19 protein-coding genes are annotated in these 23,915 nt (G+C 58.9%); 9 read left to right on the forward strand and 10 right to left on the reverse strand.

Annotated features, from left to right (window positions below):
• Nucleotides 1-116 precede the first annotated feature (116 nt).
• From ACQ4MY_RS06695 to ACQ4MY_RS06705, 3 genes are all read left to right on the forward strand, one after another.
• On the forward strand, nt 117-1,265 hold the full coding sequence (locus tag ACQ4MY_RS06695) for a pyridoxal phosphate-dependent aminotransferase (RefSeq protein WP_440094459.1): 1,149 nt from the start codon (nt 117-119) through the stop codon (nt 1,263-1,265).
• On the forward strand, nt 1,253-2,044 hold the full coding sequence (locus ACQ4MY_RS06700) for an amidohydrolase (RefSeq protein ID WP_008082525.1): 792 nt from the start codon (nt 1,253-1,255) through the stop codon (nt 2,042-2,044). Before ACQ4MY_RS06695 ends, ACQ4MY_RS06700 begins: the two co-directional genes overlap by 13 nt.
• Nucleotides 2,045-2,125: 81 nt before the next feature.
• A complete protein-coding gene (locus ACQ4MY_RS06705; RefSeq protein ID WP_008082523.1) occupies nt 2,126-2,524 on the forward strand; it encodes a hypothetical protein in 399 nt (132 codons plus the stop codon).
• Between the two features lie 122 nt (nt 2,525-2,646).
• On the opposite strand, the gene leuA is transcribed toward ACQ4MY_RS06705, so the two are convergent.
• The 4 genes from leuA to ACQ4MY_RS06725 form a co-directional block, all read right to left on the reverse strand.
• On the reverse strand, nt 2,647-4,326 hold the full coding sequence (leuA, locus tag ACQ4MY_RS06710; RefSeq protein ID WP_008082522.1) for a 2-isopropylmalate synthase: 1,680 nt from the start codon (nt 4,324-4,326) through the stop codon (nt 2,647-2,649).
• Nucleotides 4,327-4,804: 478 nt separating this feature from the next.
• Nucleotides 4,805-5,626 (reverse strand): peptidoglycan DD-metalloendopeptidase family protein, encoded by an 822-nt coding sequence (locus ACQ4MY_RS06715; protein ID WP_440094461.1) that lies wholly within the window; start codon nt 5,624-5,626, stop codon nt 4,805-4,807.
• Between the two features lie 3 nt (nt 5,627-5,629).
• Nucleotides 5,630-7,009, reverse strand: a complete 1,380-nt coding sequence (gene xseA / locus ACQ4MY_RS06720) for an exodeoxyribonuclease VII large subunit (RefSeq protein WP_440094463.1) — start codon at nt 7,007-7,009, stop codon at nt 5,630-5,632.
• A gap of 131 nt (nt 7,010-7,140) precedes the next feature.
• Nucleotides 7,141-8,028 (reverse strand): LysR family transcriptional regulator, encoded by an 888-nt coding sequence (locus ACQ4MY_RS06725; protein WP_440094464.1) that lies wholly within the window; start codon nt 8,026-8,028, stop codon nt 7,141-7,143.
• A 100-nt stretch (nt 8,029-8,128) separates the two neighbouring features.
• Between ACQ4MY_RS06725 and ACQ4MY_RS06730 the strand changes: the two genes are divergently transcribed.
• From ACQ4MY_RS06730 to guaA, 4 genes are all read left to right on the forward strand, one after another.
• Complete coding sequence (locus ACQ4MY_RS06730) at nt 8,129-8,896, forward strand: sulfite exporter TauE/SafE family protein (RefSeq protein WP_440094465.1); 768 nt, start codon at nt 8,129-8,131, stop codon at nt 8,894-8,896.
• Nucleotides 8,897-9,079: 183 nt separating this feature from the next.
• On the forward strand, nt 9,080-9,628 hold the full coding sequence (locus ACQ4MY_RS06735; RefSeq protein WP_440094467.1) for a sugar ABC transporter ATPase: 549 nt from the start codon (nt 9,080-9,082) through the stop codon (nt 9,626-9,628).
• A gap of 206 nt (nt 9,629-9,834) precedes the next feature.
• The gene (guaB, locus tag ACQ4MY_RS06740) at nt 9,835-11,304 is read left to right on the forward strand and encodes an IMP dehydrogenase (RefSeq protein WP_008082513.1); all 1,470 of its coding nucleotides are present in this window, start codon (nt 9,835-9,837) and stop codon (nt 11,302-11,304) included.
• Between the two features lie 99 nt (nt 11,305-11,403).
• Complete coding sequence (guaA, locus tag ACQ4MY_RS06745; protein WP_008082511.1) at nt 11,404-12,981, forward strand: glutamine-hydrolyzing GMP synthase; 1,578 nt, start codon at nt 11,404-11,406, stop codon at nt 12,979-12,981.
• Nucleotides 12,982-13,115: 134 nt separating this feature from the next.
• Here guaA and ACQ4MY_RS06750 read toward each other — a convergent pair whose 3' ends face one another.
• Both ACQ4MY_RS06750 and ACQ4MY_RS06755 read right to left on the reverse strand, forming a co-directional pair.
• Nucleotides 13,116-15,188 (reverse strand): TerD family protein, encoded by a 2,073-nt coding sequence (locus ACQ4MY_RS06750; RefSeq protein WP_440094469.1) that lies wholly within the window; start codon nt 15,186-15,188, stop codon nt 13,116-13,118.
• 339 nt (nt 15,189-15,527) lie between these two features.
• Nucleotides 15,528-18,503, reverse strand: a complete 2,976-nt coding sequence (locus tag ACQ4MY_RS06755; protein WP_440094471.1) for a membrane-targeted effector domain-containing toxin — start codon at nt 18,501-18,503, stop codon at nt 15,528-15,530.
• 253 nt (nt 18,504-18,756) lie between these two features.
• On the opposite strand from ACQ4MY_RS06755, the gene ACQ4MY_RS06760 reads away from it, so the two are divergent.
• Complete coding sequence (locus ACQ4MY_RS06760; protein WP_440094473.1) at nt 18,757-20,133, forward strand: multicopper oxidase family protein; 1,377 nt, start codon at nt 18,757-18,759, stop codon at nt 20,131-20,133.
• Nucleotides 20,133-20,630, forward strand: a complete 498-nt coding sequence (gene tadA / locus ACQ4MY_RS06765; protein WP_440094475.1) for a tRNA adenosine(34) deaminase TadA — start codon at nt 20,133-20,135, stop codon at nt 20,628-20,630. The genes ACQ4MY_RS06760 and tadA overlap by 1 nt, the downstream gene beginning before the upstream one ends.
• A 134-nt stretch (nt 20,631-20,764) precedes the next feature.
• Here tadA and cmoB read toward each other — a convergent pair whose 3' ends face one another.
• The 4 genes from cmoB to ACQ4MY_RS06785 all read right to left on the reverse strand — a co-directional run bounded on the left by cmoB (nt 20,765) and on the right by ACQ4MY_RS06785 (nt 23,913).
• The gene (gene cmoB / locus ACQ4MY_RS06770; protein ID WP_440094477.1) at nt 20,765-21,721 is read right to left on the reverse strand and encodes a tRNA 5-methoxyuridine(34)/uridine 5-oxyacetic acid(34) synthase CmoB; all 957 of its coding nucleotides are present in this window, start codon (nt 21,719-21,721) and stop codon (nt 20,765-20,767) included.
• The gene (gene cmoA / locus ACQ4MY_RS06775) at nt 21,718-22,461 is read right to left on the reverse strand and encodes a carboxy-S-adenosyl-L-methionine synthase CmoA (RefSeq protein WP_440094478.1); all 744 of its coding nucleotides are present in this window, start codon (nt 22,459-22,461) and stop codon (nt 21,718-21,720) included. Before cmoA ends, cmoB begins: the two co-directional genes overlap by 4 nt.
• Before the next feature lie 182 nt (nt 22,462-22,643).
• Nucleotides 22,644-23,132 (reverse strand): hypothetical protein, encoded by a 489-nt coding sequence (locus tag ACQ4MY_RS06780; protein WP_440094479.1) that lies wholly within the window; start codon nt 23,130-23,132, stop codon nt 22,644-22,646.
• 133 nt (nt 23,133-23,265) lie between these two features.
• Entirely contained in the window at nt 23,266-23,913 is a 648-nt protein-coding gene (locus ACQ4MY_RS06785) for a lysoplasmalogenase (protein ID WP_440094481.1), read from the reverse strand.
• Nucleotides 23,914-23,915: the final 2 nt, after the last annotated feature.

Consider the following 23,915-nt stretch of genomic DNA (forward strand, 5'->3'; position numbering starts at 1 on the left):
GTTCGGCGATAAGAAGGGCGCTCACCAGAGCGCCCTTTTTTTATGGGCGTCGGATGGGCTATCCTCGGGCTCTCCCGCGCCGTCGTCAGAGCCGGGTGTTGAGCAGGGAACCCCCGATGATCACCAGTAAGCTGCCGAATGTCGGCATCACTATTTTCACGCAGATGTCTCAGCTCGCGGCGCAGACCGGCGCGATCAACCTGTCCCAGGGTTTTCCTGATTTTGACGGCCCGCAGGCGTTGCGCGATGCGGTCGGTCGGCACATTGCCAGTGGCCACAATCAGTATTCGCCGATGACTGGCCTGCCGGTATTACGCGAACAGATTGCAGCGAAAATCGCTCGCAGCTATGGCGTCCAGGTCAATGCCGATAGCGAAGTGACCGTGACGCCGGGCGCGACCCAAGCGATCTTCTGTGCAATTCAGGCGGTTATCCACAGCGGCGACGAAGTCATCGTGTTTGATCCGTGCTACGACAGCTATGCACCGGCGACGGAGTTTGCGGGCGGTCGTTGCGTGCATGTGCAACTGAACCCGAACGACTTCTCCATCGATTTCGACAAACTCGCCGCGGCGCTCAGTCCGCGTACGAAAATGATCGTTATCAACACCCCGCACAACCCGAGCGGCGCCCTGATCACCCGCGCGGAACTGGATCAACTGGCAGCGCTGATCCGCGACCGCGACATCTACCTGATCAGCGATGAAGTCTACGAACACCTGGTCTTCGACGGCGTGCCCCACGTCAGCGTGCTCGCGCACGAAGAGCTCTATCAGCGCGCCTTCGTGGTCAGCTCATTCGGCAAGACCTATCACGTCACGGGCTGGAAAACCGGCTACGTCGTCGCGCCACCAGCACTGACCGCCGAGCTGCGCAAAGTTCATCAGTACGTCAGCTTCTGCGGCGTGACCCCGCTGCAATATGCGCTGGCCGATTACATGGCCGAGCACCCGGAACACGTCGAAGAGCTGCCGGGTTTCTATCAGGCCAAACGTGATCTGTTCTGCGACCTGCTCGCGCCGTCGCGCTTTACCTTCAAGCGTGTCACTGGCACCTATTTCCAACTGGTCGATTACTCGCAGATCCGCCCTGATCTGAACGACGTAGAGATGGCCACATGGATGACCCGCGAACACGGGGTGGCGAGCATTCCCGTGTCGGTCTTCTACCAGAACCCACCCGAAGGCCAGCGCCTGGTGCGTCTGTGCTTCGCCAAACGCGAGGAGACGCTGCGTGAAGCGGCGGCAAAACTATGCGTGATCTGAGTGCGTTACCCGATCTGAACCTGGCGCTGATCCAGACCAGCCTGGCCTGGCATGACCGCCAGGCGAACTTCGAGCATTTCGAAATGCTGCTGGAGCAGGCGCAGGGCGCTGATCTGATCATCCTGCCGGAGATGTTCACCACCGGTTTCTCCATGGAGTCAGAAACCCTGGCCGAAGCCGAGAACGGCCCGACCAGTAAGTGGCTGCGCGTGCAGGCGGCGAAACTCAACGCCGTGATCACTGGCAGCGTGATCATTCAGGCCGCGGACGGCAGTCATCGCAACCGCCTGCTGTGGGCGCGCCCGGACGGCGAAGTGCTGCATTACGACAAGCGCCACTTGTTCCGCATGGCCGGCGAACACAATCACTACACCCCGGGCGAGCGTCAGGTGCAGTTCGAGCTCAAGGGTTGGCGGATTCGTCCGCTGATCTGTTACGACCTGCGCTTCCCGGTGTGGAGCCGCGACGCGCAGGACACCGATCTGCTGTTGTACACCGCCAACTGGCCGGGCGCTCGTCGTCTGCACTGGAACCGCCTGTTGCCGGCGCGTGCCATCGAAAACCTCTGCTACGTGGCGGCGGTGAACCGGGTCGGCACCGATGGCAAGGGCTTTGCCTACACCGGCGACAGTCAGGTGCTCGATTTCCAGGGCGAAACCCTGCTCGCAGCGGGGGAGGCGGACGGTGTGTTCAAGGCCATTCTGGAGGCTGCACCGTTGGCGGCATATCGCGAGCGTTTTCCGGCAAACCTTGACGCGGATACCTTCGAGTTCACCTGATGTTTGTATAAAAGCGCATACAAACGTATTCAGTTCTGGCGCTGTGTGCCGATAGGAAGATCAGCCAAGGAGGATTTTCTTATGACCAGCATCAGCGCCACCACCGTCAATCCGTACCCGGTTACGCCGTCGAAAGTCTCGATCCGCGATCCGCAGGAATTAGCGGTTAATCCATTGAACACCACCGATGCCAATGGCGACGGTGAGCTGCGCGTGAACAGTGCGGGAGCCAATATCGCTTCTGTCGGCGATGCCGGCAGCCCGATCGAAGCCCTGAAAAAACAGATCGCCGAAGCGCAGAAACTGTTGGCCGAGCAGAAGGCACAACTGGCCAGCACCCAACGCAGCCAGGCCTCGCCGGAGCAAAAAGCTCAGCAGATGATGGAGATGCAGACCCAGATCGCGGTGACCGCAAGCAACATTCAAGTGCTGCAAGCCACGTTGCTGCAGGCGATGTTGAGCGTCGACACCCACGCGTAAGGTTTAAAGGCAAAAGATCGCAATGAGTTTCCTGTAGGAGCTGCCGAAGGCTGCGATCTTTTAATCTTCAATAAAAAGGCCCCGAAGTTCGCACTTCGGGGCCTTTTGCATTTCAGCGGTGATTACGCCGCTTTCGCCTCAGGCTGGCTCAGCGAGCGGTTCAGCGCGCTGAACAGGGCCTTGAAGCTGGCCGTGGTGATGTTTTCATCAATACCCACGCCGTGCACCGCACGTTCACCGTTCACGCGCAGCTCGATGTACGCCGCCGCTTTCGCGTTGGTGCCCGCGCCGATCGCGTGTTCGTTGTAGTCCATGATCTCCACCGGAACCGGCAGGCCGGCGACCAGTGCTTCCAGCGCACCGTTGCCTTTGCCGCGCCAGTGCAGGTTGGTTTCGCCCTGACCTTTGCTCGCCACTTCCACTTCAACATTGCTGTTGCCGTTTTCTTCCTGCAAGCGATGGCTGACCAGCGCGTACGGGGTGTTGGCTTGCAGGTATTCGCTGATCAACAGCGAGTGAATCTGCTTGGCGGTCATCTCCAGACCCAGACGATCGGTTTCACGCTGCACGACCTGGCTGAATTCGATCTGCATGCGACGCGGCAGGCTGATGCCGTATTCCTGCTCCAGCAAGTAAGCGATGCCGCCCTTGCCCGACTGGCTGTTGACGCGGATCACCGCTTCGTAGCTGCGACCGATGTCGGCCGGGTCGATCGGCAAGTACGGCACTTCCCACAGTGCGTCCGGTTTCTGCTGGGAGAAGCCTTTGCGGATTGCATCCTGGTGCGAGCCGGAGAACGCGGTGTGCACCAGGTCGCCAACGTACGGGTGACGCGGGTGAACCTGAATCTGGTTGCACTCCTCGACGACTTTGCGCACGCCATCGATGTCGGAGAAGTCCAGCTGCGGGTCGAGCCCCTGGGTGTACATGTTCAGTGCGACGGTGACGAGGTCGACATTGCCGGTACGCTCGCCGTTGCCGAACAGGCAGCCTTCGACGCGGTCGGCGCCGGCCATCAGGCCCAGCTCGGTGGCGGCGACGCCAGTGCCGCGGTCGTTGTGGGTGTGCAGGCTGATGATCACGCTGTCACGACGGTTGATGTTGCGGCCGAACCACTCGATCTGGTCGGCGTAGATATTCGGCGTCGCGCACTCGACGGTGGCGGGCAGGTTGAGGATCATCTTGTGCTCAGGTGTCGGGTTCCAGACCTCGATCACCGCGTCACAGACTTCCTTGGCGAATTCCAGCTCGGTGGCGCTGAAGGTTTCCGGCGAGTATTCGAAGGTCCACTCGGTGTCCGGCTGCATCGCTGCGTATTTGACGAACAGCTTGGCGGCGTTCACGGCGATGGCCTTGATACCGTCCTTGTCCTGGTTGAAGACGATGCGACGGAAAGAAGGCGAAGTGGCGTTGTACAAGTGAACGATGGCTTTCTTCGCGCCGCGCAGGGATTCGAAGGTGCGCTCGATCAAGTCTTCACGACCCTGGGTCAGCACCTGAATGGTGGTGTCGTCCGGGATGTGGCCTTCTTCGATGAGGGTGCGCACGAAGTCGAAGTCGGTTTGCGAAGCGGCCGGGAACGAGGCTTCGATTTCCTTCACGCCGACTTGCACCAGGGTTTTCCAGAAGCGCAGCTTCTTCACCGCGTCCATCGGCTCGATCAGCGACTGGTTGCCGTCACGCAGGTCGGAACTGCACCAGATCGGCGCGGTGTCGATGGTTTTCGACGGCCAGGTGCGATCCGGCAGGTTGATGACAGGAAACGCGCGGTATTTCGAAGACGGATCTTTGAGCATGCTCATCGGGAAATTCCTTATTGTCTGGGCCGAAAAGAGGCGGCCTGCCGGTGTTACGAATATGTCGGGAAAAGCTCTGGACGAGGCGCAGCGATTCAGCCTGGCAGTCGTGCGCTGACGAGGCACAGGCTGCGGTGCTGGCGAAGCTGAATGAGGGTGTGAGAGGTTTTCATGCCTTCAACCCTAACCGCGAGGGGAGAGGATGGCAAGCAGTCGAAAAAAATTGAGAGGAATACTCGGAAAGCTAGATTTTGCAGTATTTTATTGCGCAGGATATCGCTGATCGTTGTGATATTTGCGCGAGGTTTGATTGGGGCGCAATTGAAGGTGGTGGGTGTCAACAGGTTTTTCGGTGGTAGTGAGTCCGTCATCGCGGGCAAGCCACGCTCCCACAGGTGGGGTGGTGTTCACAAAAATCATGTTCACCGAGAACCTTGTGGGAGCGGGCTTGCCCGCGATGAGGCCGGTCGCCTCGCTATAAAGCTCAGGGTTGAAACGCACCAATGAAAATCGCCGGATCCACCCGCGCATCATTCAGGCTGACGTTCCAGTGCATATGCGGCCCGGTCGCCCTGCCGGTCATGCCCACCTTGCCCACTACCGCGCCACGTGCCAGTTGCTGGCCGTCCTTCACGTCAATCTTCGACATATGGCAGAACATGCTGATAAAGCCCTGCCCATGGTCGACAAACACTGTGTTGCCATTAAAGAAGTAGTTACCGATCAGAATCACCCTGCCCGCCGCCGGGGTTTTGATCGGCGTGCCGGCTGGCACCGCGAAGTCGAGGCCGGCGTGCGGATTACGTTCCTCACCGTTGAAGAAACGGCGCACACCAAACTTGCTCGACAGTGGCCCGTTGACCGGTTTATCCAACAACAGATTGCTCGGTGTGTTCGGGCTGAAGCTGCGATAGGCCTTGATCTGCACGGCCAGTTCCCCCTCGATGCGCTTGAGGTTCGACTGATCCGGGTTTACTTGTTGCTTGTTCTTCAGGGTGATGTGCTGTTCCGGGTATTTCTTGTTACCCACCGTGAAAGGCAGATTACGGCCGCCACTGCTGATCTGCTGCGCCCCCGGTTTGACCGTCAACGGCACGCCGACGATCGCCAACCAGTTGTCCTGTTCCTTGACCACCAGCACCGGTTTGCCTTGATAGGTGGCGGTCGGCGCCTGCGCGGCCGTGCCCAGATCAACCACGGCGACGCCACCCGGTACCGGTTTGTTGAGCATGCGGGTGATGTAGCTGTCGGCATGGGCGTTGAAGGTCAGACACAGCAAAAACAGTGGAGCCAGAAAACGCGGCATGGATCAGTCCAGTAAAGAGAGGGTGACAGGCGTCAGGTGATTGTCCTCGACGCGCACTTGCAGTTCGCCTTCGCCCAGTTTGGCTTTCAGGCGCTGGCCGGTGTGGGTTTGCGCGGCGTTGCGAATGGCATGGCCGCGTTCATCGAGCAGAATGCTGTAGCCACGACCGAGCGTTGCCAGCGGACTGACCACGTGCAGCGTCTGCATCTGACTGTGCAATTGCAGGCGCCGGTTTTTCAGGCCTTCGCGCATGGCGCGGGGCAGACGCTCGGCGAGGCTCTCGAGACGCTGGCGCAACATCGCCAACTGGCGGCCCGGATGTTGCCCGGCGAGGCGGGTTTCCAGACGAATCAGCCGCTCGCGACGGGTGTTGAGGCTGCGCTCGAACGCCCGACGCATGCGCATGTCCAGATCGTCCAGCCGTTGCGCTTGCTGGCGCAAACGCTCGCCGGGGTGACGCAGGCGACGGGCCATGCCTTCGAGGCGCAAACGATCACGCATCAGACGGTCACGCATGCGCATCACCAAACGGCGATGCAGGCTTTCGACCTGACGAATCAAATGGCTGGAATCCGGAGCGAGCAACTCGGCAGCCGCAGATGGCGTTGGTGCGCGCACGTCAGCAACAAAGTCACTGATCGACACGTCGGTCTCATGGCCGACAGCGCTGACAATCGGCGTCACGCAAGCATCGACGGCGCGGGCCACGGCTTCTTCGTTGAAACACCAGAGGTCTTCCAGCGAGCCGCCGCCACGGGCGAGGATCAAAGCGTCGAAACCCCGCGCATCGGCCATTTTCAGCGCGCGAACAATTTGTGCGGTGGCCTCGCGGCCTTGAACGGCAGTCGGAATCAGCGTCAGTTGCACTTGCGGTGCACGGCGGCGGAACACACTGATGATGTCGCGAATCACCGCGCCGGTCGGCGAGCTGATGATGCCGATACGCTGCGGATGAGCAGGCAACGGCACTTTGCGTTCGGCGCTGAACAGGCCTTCGGCGCTGAGCTTTTCTTTCAGCGCATCGAACGCCAGACGTAGCGCGCCGTCACCGGCAGGCTCGACGGTGTCGAGAATCAACTGATAGTCGCCACGGCCTTCGAACAACGAAACCTTGCCGCGCACTTTCACCGCCATGCCATCCTTCAACGCTTGGCGCACGCGCGCGGCGTTCTGCCGGAACAGCGCGCAACGCACCTGCGCGCCACTGTCCTTGAGCGTGAAGTAGATGTGCCCGGACGCCGGTCGGGCGAGGTTGGAGATTTCGCCTTCGACCCAGATGTTGCTGAACACGTCTTCGAGCAACACCCGTGCGCGGCCGTTGAGCTGGCTGACGGTCAGGACTTCACGGTCCAGGCCGAGTCTTGCAAAGGGATCTTTAATCATGGGGCGCAGTTTAAAGGCATTTTCGCCGTCATTGCACGATCCCTGTAGGAGCTGTCGAGTGAAACGAGGCTGCGATCTTTTGATCTGGTTTTTTGAGATCAAGGTCAAAAGATCGCAGCCTTCGGCAGCTCCTACATGGGGGGTGTGAAGGTCTGGATGAAGTGGTGAATCAACGGGGGCGGGGATTGGCGGTAGGCGAGGGCGACGGTGCTTTGGCAGTCGGGATCGCTCAGTGGCAGAAAGCGTACGCCGCTCGGGGCGATGTCTTGCATGGATTCCGGCAGCAGGGCGATGCCGAATCCGGCCTGAATCAATTGTAACTGCGTGGTCTTGCGCGACATCACCCGCGCCGCTTTCGGGAAGAAACCCTGGCGCATGCACAGGTCGGCACACAGATAACTCAAACCGCCGCGTTGCGGGTGCGGGATCGAGATGAACGCTTCGTCCTGCAACTGTGCCAGTTCGACGGTATTGCACGCCGTCAGTCGATGATCGACCGGCACCGCCAGCAGCAAGCGTTCGGTGAACAGCGGCACGAGCTGAATGCCTTCGCGCTGACGCAGCACGGGCAGGCGCAGCAAGCCGACATCGAGTCGGCCCTCGGCCAGTTCTTCAAGCTGTGCTTCGGAAGACAATTTGCCGATATCCAGCGATACGCCGGGCTGCTGCTCAAGATAGGCGCCGATATCACGGAGCAAGCGGCCGCTGATCGACACGGTGCTCGAATGACTCAAGCGCAACGTGCCGAGTTGGCCATTGCCGACCTCGGTGGCCATGGCGCTGGCTTTACCCAATTCATTGAGCAGATTGCGCGCTCGCGGCAGAAACGCTTCGCCCGCCGCCGTCAGTCGGGGCTGGCGCGCGGTACGTTCGAACAGCGGGGTTTGCAGGCGGGTTTCCATGTCTTTGATCTGTCGGCTCAGCGCCGACTGCGCGATAAACAAACGCTCGGCGGCCGCACTGAAGCTGCCGCATTCAGCGATCTCCACGAAGTAGCGCAATTGACGGGTTGAGAGCACCAGGTATGCCTTTTCGAGATGGGTGGGCGGCTTTGAAGATATTAGTCGCAATGCTCGGCGCTGGCTAAAGTCATCTCAGGCTAATAAAGGATGTGCAGCGATGAGCGTGGTGGGGTTGTTGAGTGAATGGTCGTGGGGCATTGAGGGCTGGCTGGTCATCGGGCTCGGCATCGTGCTGGCGTACATCGTGTTCGGTATTGCCGGGTTTGGCACCGCGCTGGTGGCGGGGCCGGTGCTGATTCTGTTCATGCCGTTGTCGAAGATCGTGCCGCTCCTGGTGTTGCTGGATTTCGTCGCGGCGTTCGGCAATCTGCTGCCGTCGCGGCGCGATGTCGCTAAGCCGGAGTTGTTGCGGCTGCTGCCGTGCATGGCGATCGGCTGCACGTTGGGGGTGATTTTTCTGCTCAACCTCAAATCCGAGCTGCTGTTGCTGTTGATGGGGCTGTTTATCAGCGCTTATGCGATTTACAGCTTGTGGGTGAAAGCGCGGCCGACGCAATTGTCGGCCGGATGGGCGGTGCCGATGGGCACGGTGGGCGGGCTATTTGGTGCGCTGTTTGGCAGCGGCGGCTTTTTATATGCGATTTATTTGAACAGCCGATTGCCCAAGGAAGCGGCGCGGGCCACGCAAAGTGCGCTGATCAGTTGCAGCACGGTGGTGCGTTTGAGCCTGTTTGCCATCGCGGGTGTGTATGCCGAGCTACCCTTGTTGATGTTGGCGCTTTGTCTGTTGCCGGCCATGGCGTTGGGGTTGTGGATCGGGCGGCGGTTGACCATGCGTTTGTCGCGCGAGGCGTTTGTGCGGCTGGTGACGTGGCTGGTGCTGGCGAGCGGGATTGCGCTGATCGGGCGCTACCTCAGCACTTGACCGGATTTCGTCAGGGATTAAGCTGCCCGCCGCACTGACGCCATCGCGGGCAAGCCCGCTCCCACAGGTCTCACTGTGTACACAACATTTGTGACCGGCCGAGATCCCCGTGGGAGCGGGCTTGCCCGCGATGGCGGCGGAGCGAGCATCGCAGAAATTCCATTTGACGTCGCAGGCTGCACCATGAATTCGCAAAGCATCATCGTCCCGAAAATCTCCACCCTGCCGGTCCACGAACCCCGGGCCCGGGCGATCGTGCGCTGGCTGGTGCGCAAGAACATCGTCAAGGAAGAGCTGAGCACCTGTGGCCGTACCGGCAACCGCATGGCTTATGCGATTGCCGACGGCGCGCGTGCCGTGGTGCTGCACCCGCAGGCGTTGCCGTTCGGCGAGCCGATCAATGGGTTGGAGATTGTCACCAAGCGCTGCATCTACACCCCGGCCAAAGGTTTTCTTGAAGAGGCCGGCTGCGCCGAGTGCCGCCGCGAGATCGGCGAAGCCCTGTTCGAAAGCCTGGAAGACTGGATGCCCGGGCGCACCGACAACTTCACCTGCCCGGAATGCGGTCACGAAGACGACATCAATGGTTTCCTGTATTTGCAGGAGAGTGGTTTTTCCAACCTGGGGTTCATCTTCAACAACTGGCTCGAAGCCGGCTTCAAACAAAGCTTCCTCGACGAATTCGCCGACTGGCTCGACCTGCCCGTCAGTTGGGTAAAAGTAGAACTCTGACCTTCAAACATCCCCTGTAGGAGCTGCCGAAGGCTGCGATCTTTTGATCTGGCTTTTAACAAACAACGTCAAAAGATCGCAGCCTGCGGCAGCTCCTACAGGGAGCGGTTTTTCCGTATATCAATTAGGCTGAGTTTTACGTTGAACAGCAGGGGGTGTCTGACTATAATGGCGCGCTTCCATTTTCCCGCTCGGGAGCCCCCGCGATGCTGCGTATCAGCCAAGAAGCTCTGACATTCGACGACATTCTCCTAGTGCCTGGTTATTCCGAGGTGCTTCCTAACGAAGTCAGTCTCAAGACCCGCCTAACCCGTGGCATCGAGCTGAATATTCCTCTGGTTTCTGCCGCAATGGACACCGTCACTGAAGCCCGTCTGGCAATTGCCATGGCTCAGGAAGGTGGCATTGGCATTATCCACAAGAACATGACCATCGAGCAGCAAGCTGCCGAAGTTCGCAAGGTCAAGCGTTACGAAGCCGGTGTAGTCAAGGACCCAATCACCATCGAGGCCGATGCCACGGTGCGTGAACTGTTCGAACTGACCCGTCTGCACAACATTTCCGGCGTTCCGGTACTGCACGATGGCGACCTGGTCGGCATCGTCACTTCCCGTGACGTGCGTTTCGAAAACCGTCTGGAAGCCACCGTCCGTGAAGTGATGACGCCTAAAGAGCGTCTGGTCACGGTCAAGGAAGGCGCTGACAAGAACGACGTTCGCGAGTTGCTGCACAAAAACCGCATCGAACGCGTTCTGATCGTCGACGACAAATTTGCCCTCAAAGGCATGATGACCGTCAACGACATCGAAAAAGCCAAAGCCTACCCGCTGGCCAGCAAAGACGATCAAGGTCGTCTGCGCGTTGGCGCTGCGGTCGGTACCGGTAAAGACACCGGTGACCGCGTAGCTGCGCTGGTCGCTGCTGGCGTTGACGTGGTGGTAGTCGATACCGCTCACGGTCACTCCAAAGGCGTGATCGACCGCGTTCGCTGGGTTAAACAGAATTTCCCTGAAGTGCAGGTGATCGGCGGCAACATCGCCACCGGCGCCGCTGCCAAGGCTCTGGCCGAAGCAGGCGCTGACGCCGTCAAGGTCGGTATCGGCCCTGGCTCGATCTGCACCACCCGTATCGTCGCCGGTGTCGGCGTCCCGCAAATCAGTGCCATCGCCAACGTTGCCGCTGCCCTTGAAGGCACTGGTGTTCCGTTGATCGCCGACGGCGGCATCCGTTTCTCCGGTGACCTGTCCAAGGCCATCGTAGCCGGTGCCTCCTGCGTGATGATGGGCTCGATGTTCGCCGGTACTGAAGAAGCGCCGGGCGAAATCGAACTGTTCCAGGGCCGTTCGTACAAGGCGTATCGCGGCATGGGTTCGCTGGGCGCCATGTCCCAGGCTCAAGGTTCTTCCGACCGTTACTTCCAGGACTCCTCGGCAGGCGCCGAGAAACTCGTTCCGGAAGGCATCGAAGGCCGTGTGCCGTACAAAGGCACCCTGAGCGCGATCATTCACCAACTGATGGGCGGTCTGCGTTCCTCGATGGGTTACACCGGCAGCGCCGACATCGAAGAAATGCGCACCAAGCCTGAATTCGTGCGGATCACCGGCGCCGGCATGGCCGAATCCCACGTTCACGACGTGCAGATCACCAAAGAAGCGCCAAACTACCGCGTAGGTTGATGCTTCAAGCAAATCGTTAAGCAACCGGGGCTGTTTTATTCAGCCCCGAGTTGTTTCTGTATCACGACTGTTTCTGAATGACTTAGACGAGACTGAATCATGGCCCTCGATATTCACGCTCACCGCATCCTGATCCTCGACTTCGGCTCGCAATACACCCAACTGATCGCCCGCCGCGTGCGCGAGATCGGTGTGTACTGCGAACTGCACCCGTTCGACATGGACGAAGATGCGATCCGCGAATTCGCTCCTAAAGGCGTCATCCTCGCCGGTGGCCCCGAGTCCGTACACGTTGCCGACAGCCCGCGCTGCCCACAGGCAGTGTTCGATCTGGGCGTACCGGTTTTCGGTATCTGCTACGGCATGCAAACCATGGCCGAGCAACTGGGCGGCAAGGTTGAAGGTTCCGAGCTGCGTGAGTTTGGTTACGCCCGCGTTGACGTAGTCGGCAAGAGCCGTCTGCTCGACGGCATCGAAGACCACATCGACGCTGACGGCCTGTTCGGCCTCGACGTATGGATGAGCCACGGTGACAAAGTCACCAAGATGCCACAAGACTTCCACATCCTGGCCAGCACCCCAAGCTGCCCGATCGCCGGCATGTTCAACGACGACCGTGGCTACTACGGCGTGCAGTTCCACCCGGAAGTGACCCACACCAAACAGGGCGGTCGCATCCTGTCGCGCTTCGTTCTCGACATCTGCGGCTGTGAAGCCTTGTGGACGCCGTCGAAGATCGCTGAAGACGCCATCGCCAACATCCGCGCACAAGTCGGTACCGACAACGTGCTGCTGGGTCTGTCCGGCGGCGTTGACTCCTCGGTGGTTGCCGCGCTGCTGCACAAAGCCATCGGCGACCAACTGACCTGCGTCTTCGTCGACAACGGCCTGCTGCGTCTGCACGAAGGCGAGCAAGTGATGGCCATGTTCGCCGAGAACATGGGCGTCAAGGTGATCCGCGCCAACGCTGAAGAGCAGTTCCTGAACAACCTGGCCGGCGAAGCCGATCCAGAGAAGAAGCGCAAAATCATTGGTCGCACCTTCATCGACGTATTCGATGCCCAGTCGAACAAACTGGACAACATCAAGTACCTCGCTCAGGGCACCATCTACCCGGACGTGATCGAGTCGGCTGGCGCGAAAAGCGGCAAGGCCCACGTGATCAAGTCGCACCACAACGTGGGCGGCCTGCCGGAAGAGATGAACCTGAAACTGGTCGAGCCACTGCGCGAACTGTTCAAGGACGAAGTCCGTCGTCTGGGCCTGGAACTCGGCCTGCCGTACGACATGGTCTACCGTCACCCGTTCCCGGGCCCGGGCCTGGGCGTGCGCATCCTCGGTGAAGTGAAAAAGGAATACGCCGACCTGCTGCGTCGTGCCGACCACATCTTCATCGAAGAACTGCGCAAAGCCGACTGGTACCACAAAGTCAGCCAGGCTTTCGTGGTGTTCCAGCCAGTGAAATCGGTTGGTGTTGTTGGTGATGGCCGTCGTTACGCCTGGGTGGTTGCCCTGCGTGCCGTAGAAACCATCGACTTCATGACTGCGCGTTGGGCTCACCTGCCTTACGAACTGCTGGAAACCGTCTCCGGCCGCATCATCAATGAAATCGAAGGCATTTCGCGCGTTACTTATGACGTGTCGAGCAAGCCGCCGGCGACCATTGAGTGGGAGTGATCCTGCTGGTTGTTTCGTGGTGAACAAAAAAGGCGCTTAGGCGCCTTTTTTGTTGGGTGTGTCCCTGGCCAGAGCAATCATTCGAAGCCTGACTAGAGTGCAGCGCTAGATTCGCAAGCGGGCTGGCTCAGGTATTAAAGAAACTGTGACCGAATCAAGTCGGTATCGAACGGCGTTATCCCTTGGTCAGGTTTAAATACCACCTGTGCCTGCTGTGGCGAAGCCACTCGTTCCCCTCGCGCTCGAACATGTAAATCGAACAAAGTCTCCAGATCCGGCCGTGGTGTATGCACTAAAGCCCGCAGCATCAATGACACCCCGCTGAGGTTGTTCCCGACGTTGTTCCACCGCGGAGCTGAAGTGAGTCCCAGGTCGGCCCAAATCATGCGTCGTTCCTGCAGGTCCATCACGAATGGCAGACAGATCACTGTGTCGGATGCGATATCGATACGGTCGAACACCGATCGCGGCTCGAACACTTCGCCCGACGCTGTATCAGAGCGGGCCATCCAGCCAGCGAAGCATTCCGGGAGATCGCAATACGGCTGCTCGGTGTAAGAGTTGATAGACGTGACGACATAACGGATACCCTTCTCGATAAGGACGTCGATGTCGAGGTCGATGAACTCCGAAGCCCCTTCGGGTGCATCGACGATGTCGCCGCTGTGGTAACCGCCGTAGCCCTGCAGGTTGTAGTACGCGACCGTATCTTTGAACACGAAGTCGGCGTCGAAAAATGCGGCGGACAAGTCGATATCCGTGCGTTCACTGCCATTCTTCCACCACAGAAACAGGCGAATGAATTGTGTGTCGGGCACAGGCAAGCGACTGCCCCGCACCAGTGTGCGTAGCGACTTCGATGCAGCGCGCTGCGCCAGCGGCACCTTGTATTCGCGTAATGCCGGGTCAATGAAGCAGCGGCCTAATGGCGGCAGTGAGGCAAAACGCTGTACGAGAGCTTCCTCGCAGATACGAGCCGCTGCGGCCAACACTTCAGGTGTTAGAGGTTCGCGTCGATCTATGATCGCATAGACTTTGGCGAGTGAACCTTTCGGTGTGAACGCGCGCAAGGGCAGAGGGCGCGGTGCACGTAATTGGGCCAGCAATTGCAGCAGGACAGGCGAGGAGACTTGTGCCGCAACAGCCTCGAATGCGTTGAGTACAGAGTCTGCTTGTGTCGCGCGGCGCAGGGTCACGTCTAGTCGTCGTGCGAACTCACCAGGACGGCTTTGTAGTAGAGGCGTAAGAGCGGCGATGTCATGCTGGGCCAGCAATATTTCGACACGTGAACTGAAGGTGGCGGGCGGTTCGTTACGACGCGCCGCTGTAATTGCGGCTAGCGCTCGTGGGTACTTATCGGCGTAGTCTCCCGGATGCAGTACTTCAGCCAATCGTTTCCAGCGCTCAGCATGGCGCATCACGTCTTCTACAGCGTTTGGAATGTTATCGAGCATGCGCAAAAACTGGCGGCGCATCGAGCGCTTCATTGCTTTGAAACGTATCGAAGCTGTCGTCAGTGACACATCTCCTCCACTCAATGCGACCGCCAGTCGTAGAACGTCCGTTGCCGTCTCGACGTTTCGCTCCAGAAATGCGTCCACCCGTGCATCGCCGGAGACATGCAGGATCAACGCGCCGCCAACCTGTGCACGGATCTCCCGGAACGGGATGGTCTCGGGCAGCAGACGGAACACATCGCTTTTGTACTCGCGGATAAACCAGACGACATCGGCAGTCTCCTCTTCGGAAAGCGAGGTGCGCGATGAAACCAGCGGTTCAAGCAGTGCCTCGAACTCAGAGGAGCTTCCAGAATCAATCACCCAAGGTATGAAGTTGCCCTCAAACAAGGGCGGTCGAGAGTTTTCTGTCTTTGGTAAGCGCCGAAGCGTGAAATAGTGCATGACGGCGTTCAGGTACAGCTCCGCCTCCGAGGCCTTCAGAACCTGTTCTGGAAAGTTAGGATAAAACGGCCGGTGGTGTACATGAGCGCCAGCCCGGCGCCGAAGCATTCCGACAATGTCGCGCAGCCAGTACTTGAGTTCTTTGGGTGACAACCCGCCGATTTGCTCAATCAGAGATTCTGAGAATAGGCATCGAAAAGCCGCGACTTCCCGGACAGCGGACGCGACCTGAGCGCGCGTGGCACCGCCCGTGCCCAGCGGGACTTGAACTTTGTTACGGCGACGTAGGAATAGCTCCTGATTCATGCTTGATTTTCTCCTTTGGCCGCCGTCGTGAACGAGCTGCAGCATCCTACAGCCGATAAAAAAAAACGCCTGCAAAAAGCAGGCGCGTTGTGGAGAGCGAAACCCCTAGGTCATAGGAGGTTTAGAAGGAAGGTGTTCCATAGCCACGGGCGCATTCTACGTAACGTTGTCGTTGTTTGTCAGGTTGTCGTTTGCTTCAACCGTTACAAGCTGCGTCGGCAAAGAATGGGCTGATGAGCGGCAAGTTGCTTGTTCACCGAACGGACGAGTAACGGCGTTATTGATCTGACGGGCACATCGCCGCCTGAAGGCTCGCGGCAGGCGATGGGCTTTTTTACGTCAGCTGATTTTGATCGGTTTGAACCCCATGATCCGCAACGCAGCCGAGAGCTCGGCCAGGTTGGGGTAACGTCGGCCGCTGATGGGCCAGCTCGGTCGTTCAACGTAATAGAACCCGCCCTTGTTAAGGATCGGCGTGCGAACGATGTTGCCATCGCTGCTGCGATGAATCAGCGTGGCGACGTCGTCGATGTTCATCACCGTGCAATCGCCGGGATTGATCAGTGTTTTCTCTAATGAGTCGGCCAAGGCAACGCTGGCGGGCGTGTCGATTTGCAGGCGCAGGTCGCTTTTGACGGGCGATAACGGGCGGGCAAACTCGTCGGTAGGAATGCGCCCGGGATCCGGCTCTATGCCTCGGGCAGTTCCGGCCGGGGTGCTTTCTATACGCAGGCCGATGCCGCCTTCCAGTTCGCTTAAACCCGGTACGCCTTCCCAGGTATTGGCATGGCTGTCGCCTACCAGCGCGACCCAGCGATGGGCGCCACGAGCGTTCTGATCCGCCGTGATCACTTCATGCGAAAAGTAATTCATCATCTTCTGGCGGAAAGTGCTTTTGTCGACACCGCTCATGCCGGTGCTTCTATAGCTGGCCAGGCAATCGATCGACTGGATACGGATATGATTACTTTGCGCCGCTTTGGCCAGTTCGAGAAAGGTGTACTGGCCGCTGGTGTCGGTTTTGAATCCTCCATCCATGGTCTTCAGGTAGGTTTCCAGCGTCTCCGACATCTTCCCGGTGCGATTGAAAACATCCAGATCGGCCTGATGAAAGTCTGTCAGCACATGCTCCAGATACAGGGTTTTAACTTTCTGTTTGCTGAGCACCGCCATGTTTTCGATCAGAAACTGTTTGCTGCCGACACTGGAGTGATTTTCGCCAATGATCAGCCCGGACGCCGATTTATACAGCTTCTTGATGATTTCTTTCGGCGCGAGTTTCGCTGGCAATTCAGGGATTTGCGGGCGCGATGGCAACGTGTGGGATTCCAGAAAGGCAGTGGCATCGCGGTACAACGTCTGGCGTAACGCCTTGAACTCAGCGTGCGGATTACTCGCGTCCGTTTTTGGCAGGGTGGCCATGTAATCTTTGAGCTCGTATTTGGTCCCCCTTCCTTGAGCTATTTCGTTGAGCGCATCACGGGAAGCAGGTGGAATGTCGTAAGCAGTCGGCGGACTGTCCACCTCGGGCAACGGAGTGCGGACGCGACCCCATGGCCACAGTCCGATGCACTTGCCGCCGCCCATCAGACCCGGGCGGTTGATCGGTTGCCATTCGCCAGCTTCATCCAGTCGAATCGGCAAACTGCGATAGAACGAGTAAGGATTTTCTGGATCAATGATCGCCCAGCTCTTGAGCTCTTTGATGAAGCGAACCAGGTAGTAACTGTCGTTGATCAGTACGTAATGTCCACCACCCGGCGGTTGAAAGATCCCCTGATACTGGCCTTCTCGCGAGACAGGCGATAATCCGTCCAGCACTTCATTGGTCTCGAAAGACTCCAGTAAGTCTGCGCCTTGTTGCGCATAAGCGGGTCCCGGGGCGTAACGCGCAATAGGCGGGACATCTGTAATATCTGCAGACGATTCGTCGATGAGGGGTTCGCTAAACTCGTCCTGCACGTTAAACGTTTCGCTGGCTTCGCCAACTTCCGCGACCTCTGCTGCACCGCGCAGATAAGTCAGGTTGAACAGCACATCGATTCCGCTGGCAATTGCCCCCATCACTCCGGCCTTGCGATCGGCCTTGCTGGTGCCGTTGATGGCCTGATCGATGTTCAAGCCCATGTCGGCCAGCCCCGCACCGACCACTGCCAGCGCAACGGGCCAGCCCACGGCGGCCATGGAGCCGAAAACCCGAAGAAAGGCATTCAGGTAGCCGATCCACATCTTTTTGCGCAACTCGCCATTGGAATGCAGCGACAGGTCGGCATCGCTGTGCATGCGCGCCTTGACCGAGTCGCGCAGCCAACTGAATGCATCACCGGTGATCGCTGCAGGATTCTGATTGATCAAGTGGTGATCGCTGGCGCCCCACGTCGAGTAAAGCAAGTCGATCATCGCATTCAGACCGATATTGCCGTCGTCTTGTTGCTGGGCCGCCAACGGAAAATGCGCCATGAAGCGTGCGCGATTTTCCGCGTGGTTGTTTTGCATCAGCAGCCACCAGTGCAGATCGGATTCGCTGGCGAGAATATGGAAGCAGTCGAGTTCACCGGGAGTGTAGAGAATCTGCGTGCCGTTGCTGTCGCTGATGCACAGAATGTCCGTTGCGCTGTAGCCGCCGATATTCAGCGCGCACACACGCAGACCTTCAGCGACCGGTGCTTCAGTTTGCAAATAAGCCCGCGAGACGGGCCAGTCGATATCGCTCGCCACAGCCTTGATCAGCGTCTTCAGATTTTCATTATTCAGCCGCTCGCCATCGTGTTCATCGAGGGCCTTGGCGAGGAAATTCAGTTTGGCCAGCGTGCGGAAGTCGTCTGAGTGCAGCGCCCAGAACTGCTGCATTTTCGTTCGGTAGAGCTCGCTGAAGTTGATCGCCCAGAGGTCTTTCAAGACTTCGCTGGGGCGCAGCCGGACTTCATTGGTCTCGTTATAGATCGCCGCGTCCGCGCCTACGTTGTAGAAACCGCCATAGCCGTCGAGCAGGTCGGAATTGTCCTGATCGTGGGCGTGAAAGCGTTTGACCACCAGCTCCGCCAGCGTCAGTGATTCCGAAGGTTTCGGGTAATGCTCCCACCCCAGAAAGGCCTTGTCGCTGCTGACCGAGGTGTTGCTGAAGCGATGCCACCAGACATGTTCGGGATCGATGTCTTTAATGCCGTACTTTTCGAGAATGCCTTGGGCCGCTTCGTGGGCCATGTCGTGCAAGTCGGGACAAGCCTCGGTAAACGGCAGCACCAGCGCTTGCAGAGACTGTTCATCCGCCGGGTTCGGCAGCAGTGACGGGGGCAGGGTTACAGAAATGTTCACTTCTCGCTCCTTGAGAAATGGGGGATAAAAAACTGATCAGCACTATGGCTTTTTCATAGGGACGAATCTGTAGGGCTCAGGCCATTTCAAGGTAACGAAAGAGGACAGGACCTGTAAGAAACCGCCCCCGCACAGGTGGCAAACCTGTGTCGCATTGCCACGCCGGCCTTACTGTTTCGCAGTTGCAGGTGTATCGTATTCGCCTTTTAACGGGCCCCCGGGCCTGTCGCTGATACGTGAGGTAGTTGAGTTCATGTCCTTTACCCGTCGCCAAATCCTCGGTGGCCTGGCCGGTCTTGTTGTCGTTGGTGTCGGGGCGGGGGGCGCGTCGCGTTACTGGCTGGGCAAGATGGCCGACGCTGAGGCTGGCCACGATTACGAGCTGATCGCTGCGCCGCTGGACGTTGAGCTGGTGCCAGGGCACAAGACCGAAGCCTGGGCGTTCGGCCCTTCGGCGCCAGGAACCGAGCTGCGTGTGCGTCAGGGCGAATGGCTGCGGGTGCGCTTCATCAACCACTTGCCGGTGGCGACCACCATCCACTGGCACGGCATCCGTCTGCCGCTGGAGATGGACGGCGTGCCGTACGTGTCGCAACTGCCGGTGCTTCCCGGTGAATACTTCGATTACAAATTCCGCGTGCCGGATGCCGGCAGCTACTGGTATCACCCGCACGTCAGCAGCAGCGAAGAGTTGGGGCGCGGGCTGGTCGGGCCGCTGATCATCGAAGAGCGCGAGCCGACCGGTTTCGTCTACGAAAAGACCTTGAGCCTGAAGAATTGGCACATTGATGACGTAGGCAATTTCGTCGAATTCAGCATCCCGCGTGAAGCGGCGCGTGGCGGTACGGCGGGGCGTCTTTCGACGATCAATGGCGAGCCGACGCCGGTGATCGAGTTGCCCGCCGGGCAGATCACCCGCGTGCGCTTGCTCAATCTCGATAACACCCTGACGTATCGCATCAACATCCCCGGCGTCGAAGCGAAGATCTACGCGCTGGACGGCAATCCGGTCGAGCCACGGCCGCTGGGCAAGGAATACTGGCTCGGCCCCGGCATGCGTATTTGCCTGGCGATCAAGGCACCGGCGGCCGGCGAAGAGTTATCGCTGCGCAACGGCCCGGTGCGTCTGGGCACGCTGCGTTCGGTGGCCAATACCGACGCGCCGACGGACTGGCCGAAAGCCCTGCCGGCCAACCCGGTGGCCGAACCGGACCTGGCCAATGCCGAGAAACTCAACTTCAATTTCGAATGGGTCGGATCGGTGTCGGTCGACGTCGACAACGGTCGGCCGCCGAGCCTGTGGCAGATCAACGGCAAGGCTTGGGACATCACCGACAAGACGTGTGCTGATCGGCCAATCGCCAGCCTGAAACTGGGGCAGAGCTATATTTTCGAATTGAAAAACATGACCCAGTATCAGCACCCGATCCACCTGCACGGCATGAGCTTCAAGGTGATCGCCTCGAACCGGCACAAGGTCATTCCGTATTTCACCGACACCTATCTGCTGGGCAAGAACGAGCGCGCGCAAGTGGCGCTGGTGGCCGATAATCCGGGGGTGTGGATGTTCCACTGCCATGTGATCGACCACATGGAAACTGGCCTGATGGCCGCCATCGAGGTGAAGTGATGCGCCAGATTCGCCCCGCAGCGATCATCGACCGCAGCCGTGATCGTGAATTCATGCGTGAAGCCCTGGCCCTTGCCGCGCAAGGTGCAGCGCTGGGTGAAGTGCCGGTGGGCGCGGTGCTGGTACAGGATGGCGTGATCATTGGTCGTGGTTTCAATTGCCCGATCAGCGCCAGCGACCCGAGTGCGCATGCCGAAATGGTCGCGATCCGTGCGGCGGCGCAGGCGGTGGATAACTATCGGCTGCCGGGCAGCACGCTGTATGTGACGCTGGAACCCTGCAGCATGTGCGCGGGCTTGATCGTGCATTCGCGGGTGGCGCGCGTGGTGTATGGGGCGCTGGAGCCGAAGGCGGGGATTGTGCAGAGTCAGGGGCAGTTCTTTACCCAGGGCTTTCTCAACCATCGAGTGTTGTATGAAGGTGGGGTGTTGGCCGAAGAGTGTGGCGCTGTGCTGACCGAATTTTTTAGAGCCCGCCGCGCGAAACCCACTGAATAAGGAACAACATCAAACCCTGTGGGAGCTGGCTTGCCAGCGATAGCGGTGTTTCAGTTGACATCAATGCTGGATGTGCCGACGCCATCGCTGGCAAGCCAGCTCCCACAGGTTTTTGCAGCGTTTGCGAGATTGGATTACTTCTTGGCGACGATCACGGCACGCATCGGCGCCGGCAACCCTTCGATGGTTTTGCTGTGGTCTTCGGGATCAAGGAAGTCGCTCAACGACTGATACTTCATCCACTCCGTACCGCGCTGCTCTTCAACCGTTGTCGTGCTCACATCCACGCAACGAATGTCGGTAAACCCCGCACGCCGCAACCACAATTCCAGCGCCGGCACCGACGGCAGGAACCAGACGTTACGCATCTGCGCATAACGGTCTTCCGGCACCAGCACCTGATGCTTGTCGCCTTCCACCACCAGCGTTTCCAGCACCAGTTCGCCACCCTTGACCAGGCAGTCCTTCAGCGCCAGCAAATGCTCGATCGGCGAGCGACGGTGATAGAACACGCCCATCGAAAACACCGTGTCGAAACCTTCCAGATTCGCCGGCAGATCTTCAAACGGGAACGGCAGGTGCCAGGCATTCGGCTCTGACAGATAGCGCTGTACTGCCTGGAACTGGCAAAAAAACAGCCAGTTCGGATCAACGCCAATCACACTGTCTGCACCCGCGCCGAGCATGCGCCACATGTAGTAACCGTTACCGCAGCCGACATCGAGGATGCGTTTGCCCTTAAGGTCCAGATGCGGAGCGACGCGTGACCACTTCCAGTCCGAACGCCATTCAGTGTCGACGTGCACACCAAACAAGTCGAACGGCCCCTTGCGCCACGGCGACAGTCCCATCAACGCAGTACGCATCTGCGCGCGGGTTTCGTCGTCGCAATCGGTGTCGAGCTTCAGGCCGTTGAGCAGATCGATTTCGCTTGGCTGGATCTTCGGCAAGGCATCCAGCGCACTCTGCCAGCGCTCCAGGTCGCCGTGACCTTTCTCCATTTTGTTGTCGAGTTGACGCTGCAGGGTGTTGGCCCATTCAGCCAGCGGCGTGCCGGCCAGACGGCGGGCGAGGGGGGACAGATCAATCATGGCAAGGCAATCAACGAGGCAAAGTTAAGACACTGGAACCACGGCACGACTTTCGAGAACCCGGCCGCCAACAGGCGTTCGCGGTGTTCTTCGAGGCTGTCGGGCTTCATGACGTTTTCGATGGCGCTGCGCTTCTGGGCGATTTCCAGTTCGCTGTAGCCGTTGGCGCGTTTAAAGGCGACGTGCAGATCAGTGAGCAGCGCGTGCTCTTCGGTATCGTTGAAACGCAGCTTTTCCGAGAGAATCAGCGCGCCACCCGGCAGCAGCGATTGGCGGATGCGCGAGAGCAACGCGGTGCGTTGATCCGGGGCGATGAATTGCAGGGTGAAGTTCAGCGCCACCACCGAGGCGGGCTGGAAGTCGAGGGCGAGGATGTCGCCTTCGATCACTTCGACCGGCAGCAACTCCTGAAACATCGAGTCCTGACCGTTGAGGTATTCGCGGCAGCGCTCAACCATCGCCGCCGAGTTATCCACCGCGATCACCCGGCAACCGTCGGTGCGCACGTGGCGGCGCAGGGCTTGAGTGACTGCGCCCAGCGAGGAGCCGAGGTCGTAGAGCACGCTGTGCGGCTGAGCGAACTGCGCCGCGAGTACGCCGAGGTTTTCGACGATGGTCGGGTAACCCGGTACCGAGCGCTTGATCATGTCCGGGAACACCCGCACCACGTCCTCGTTGAAGGCGAAGTCAGGCACCTGGGCCAGCGGCTTGGCGAAAATGCGATCGGGTTCTTTGCTCACGGCGGTGTCCGGCGATGTCGGTGGAAAAGGCCGGCATTTTAGCCAAACTGGCGCGAGGTTGCTTGGGTTGTCTGATAAAGCGTGAGGAGCGAGTCGGGTATTTTTTGAAGGACGCGTTCAGAAAAGACCAATGAATGATCAAACGAGCAACGATGTTTGATCATTCATTATTCGGCGCGAGATCAGAAGCTGTGCTTGAAAACACGAAGTTCGGCTTTGCCCGCGATATGCAGCTCTTTGTTTCTGTTGTCTGTACCTGTGAAGTCAAACTCGATGAGATGGCTCACTTCGTCTGAATTGTTCTCGATCACTTCGACTGTAAAAGTGCCGGACTTCGGTTTGTACTGGTAGGAGGTCGTGAAGCCGATGGCGGCGGCATCTTCGTAATAGTAGCTACCGAGGAAGGGGAATGACGGGCCTGTGACTGAATAGGTACCCGACGCAATGTTTTTATCAAAAACGAATGTCATGCCTTTTTTGGATCGATGCGAGAGGTCGTCAACATTTTGTCGAGCGATATAGCCAATTAACGTCCCGTCTTCCTGCTCCTGAAACTCTACATTCTGCGTCTGCAGCTTCACGCGGCCCGAAACTTTGGCTTCAATCTCGGCACTGACCGTGATGAAGACCAGGTCGGTGGATTTCGATTTTTTGCTTTTGAACAAACTCATGATTTTCTTCCTTGGTTTACATTCGTGGGAGATAACGCCACTGAGATGGTAGGTAGGTAAGAAAATACGAGCTACTGTCAGAACTGACAGTTCCTTAGAGCCTTTCGCAATAAGTGCCGGGTACTATCGAAGTTCAAGTGTGATCAGCACGCTGCTTTTGAGTGAACGCTGACGCTGCAATCCCCCATTGTCCCAACCAATAACTGAGAATAATCATGTACGGCGCAGCGGGGAACGGCGAAACAAATCGGTTGATCCCGATCACACTGTCGGAAAAAACAAACGCCAGCGCACCGGCGGCCGCCAACAATGCCGAGCGTTTCGGCACGTCGGTGCCCAGCCGGGCCAATGCGCGCCAGAGCATGGCGCTGATGGCCGTGCCGTAGACGATCACCGGCACCAGCAACGGGCCAAGTCCATTGGATAGCAGAATTCCCAGCAGCACCGCGCCTACACCCACGGCCAGCAGCAGTGGCAGCCATGCCAGGCGCCGGCAATCGCTCAAATAGGCCTTGAGATATGCCAGATGCGCGACCAGAAACGCGCCGAGCCCGAACACAAACAGATCGCCGGGCCACGCCAGCAGCACGTCGCCGAGCAGAGAGAAAATCAGGCCGAGGCTGATCCAGCGCCGATAGTCGCTGGGCGGTGCATCGTGTAACCAGCCGAGCAACGCCAGTACCGGCAACGGTTTGACCAACAGACAAAGCAGCGCTGCGTGCGTGCTGACACCGTAAAGAAAGGTCACCGCGCCCATCAGCGCCAGAATCAGCCAGCCCACGA

It is taken from the genome of Pseudomonas sp. SM4 (assembly GCF_051913165.1).
In the GTDB taxonomy this organism is placed as follows: Bacteria; Pseudomonadota; Gammaproteobacteria; order Pseudomonadales; family Pseudomonadaceae; genus Aquipseudomonas.

Coding starts and splice junctions, on each gene's coding strand:
- guaA (WP_008082511.1), top strand. CDS start 11,404: ATGGCCCTCGATATTCACGCTCACCGCATCCTGATCCTCGACTTCGGC.
- ACQ4MY_RS06735 (WP_440094467.1), top strand. CDS start 9,080: ATGAATTCGCAAAGCATCATCGTCCCGAAAATCTCCACCCTGCCGGTC.
- ACQ4MY_RS06700 (WP_008082525.1), top strand. CDS start 1,253: ATGCGTGATCTGAGTGCGTTACCCGATCTGAACCTGGCGCTGATCCAG.
- leuA (WP_008082522.1), bottom strand. CDS start 4,326: ATGAGCATGCTCAAAGATCCGTCTTCGAAATACCGCGCGTTTCCTGTC.
- xseA (WP_440094463.1), bottom strand. CDS start 7,009: ATGATTAAAGATCCCTTTGCAAGACTCGGCCTGGACCGTGAAGTCCTG.
- ACQ4MY_RS06780 (WP_440094479.1), bottom strand. CDS start 23,132: ATGAGTTTGTTCAAAAGCAAAAAATCGAAATCCACCGACCTGGTCTTC.
- ACQ4MY_RS06705 (WP_008082523.1), top strand. CDS start 2,126: ATGACCAGCATCAGCGCCACCACCGTCAATCCGTACCCGGTTACGCCG.
- ACQ4MY_RS06760 (WP_440094473.1), top strand. CDS start 18,757: ATGTCCTTTACCCGTCGCCAAATCCTCGGTGGCCTGGCCGGTCTTGTT.
- cmoB (WP_440094477.1), bottom strand. CDS start 21,721: ATGATTGATCTGTCCCCCCTCGCCCGCCGTCTGGCCGGCACGCCGCTG.
- ACQ4MY_RS06730 (WP_440094465.1), top strand. CDS start 8,129: ATGAGCGTGGTGGGGTTGTTGAGTGAATGGTCGTGGGGCATTGAGGGC.
- ACQ4MY_RS06750 (WP_440094469.1), bottom strand. CDS start 15,188: ATGAATCAGGAGCTATTCCTACGTCGCCGTAACAAAGTTCAAGTCCCG.
- guaB (WP_008082513.1), top strand. CDS start 9,835: ATGCTGCGTATCAGCCAAGAAGCTCTGACATTCGACGACATTCTCCTA.
- tadA (WP_440094475.1), top strand. CDS start 20,133: ATGCGCCAGATTCGCCCCGCAGCGATCATCGACCGCAGCCGTGATCGT.
- ACQ4MY_RS06695 (WP_440094459.1), top strand. CDS start 117: ATGATCACCAGTAAGCTGCCGAATGTCGGCATCACTATTTTCACGCAG.
- ACQ4MY_RS06715 (WP_440094461.1), bottom strand. CDS start 5,626: ATGCCGCGTTTTCTGGCTCCACTGTTTTTGCTGTGTCTGACCTTCAAC.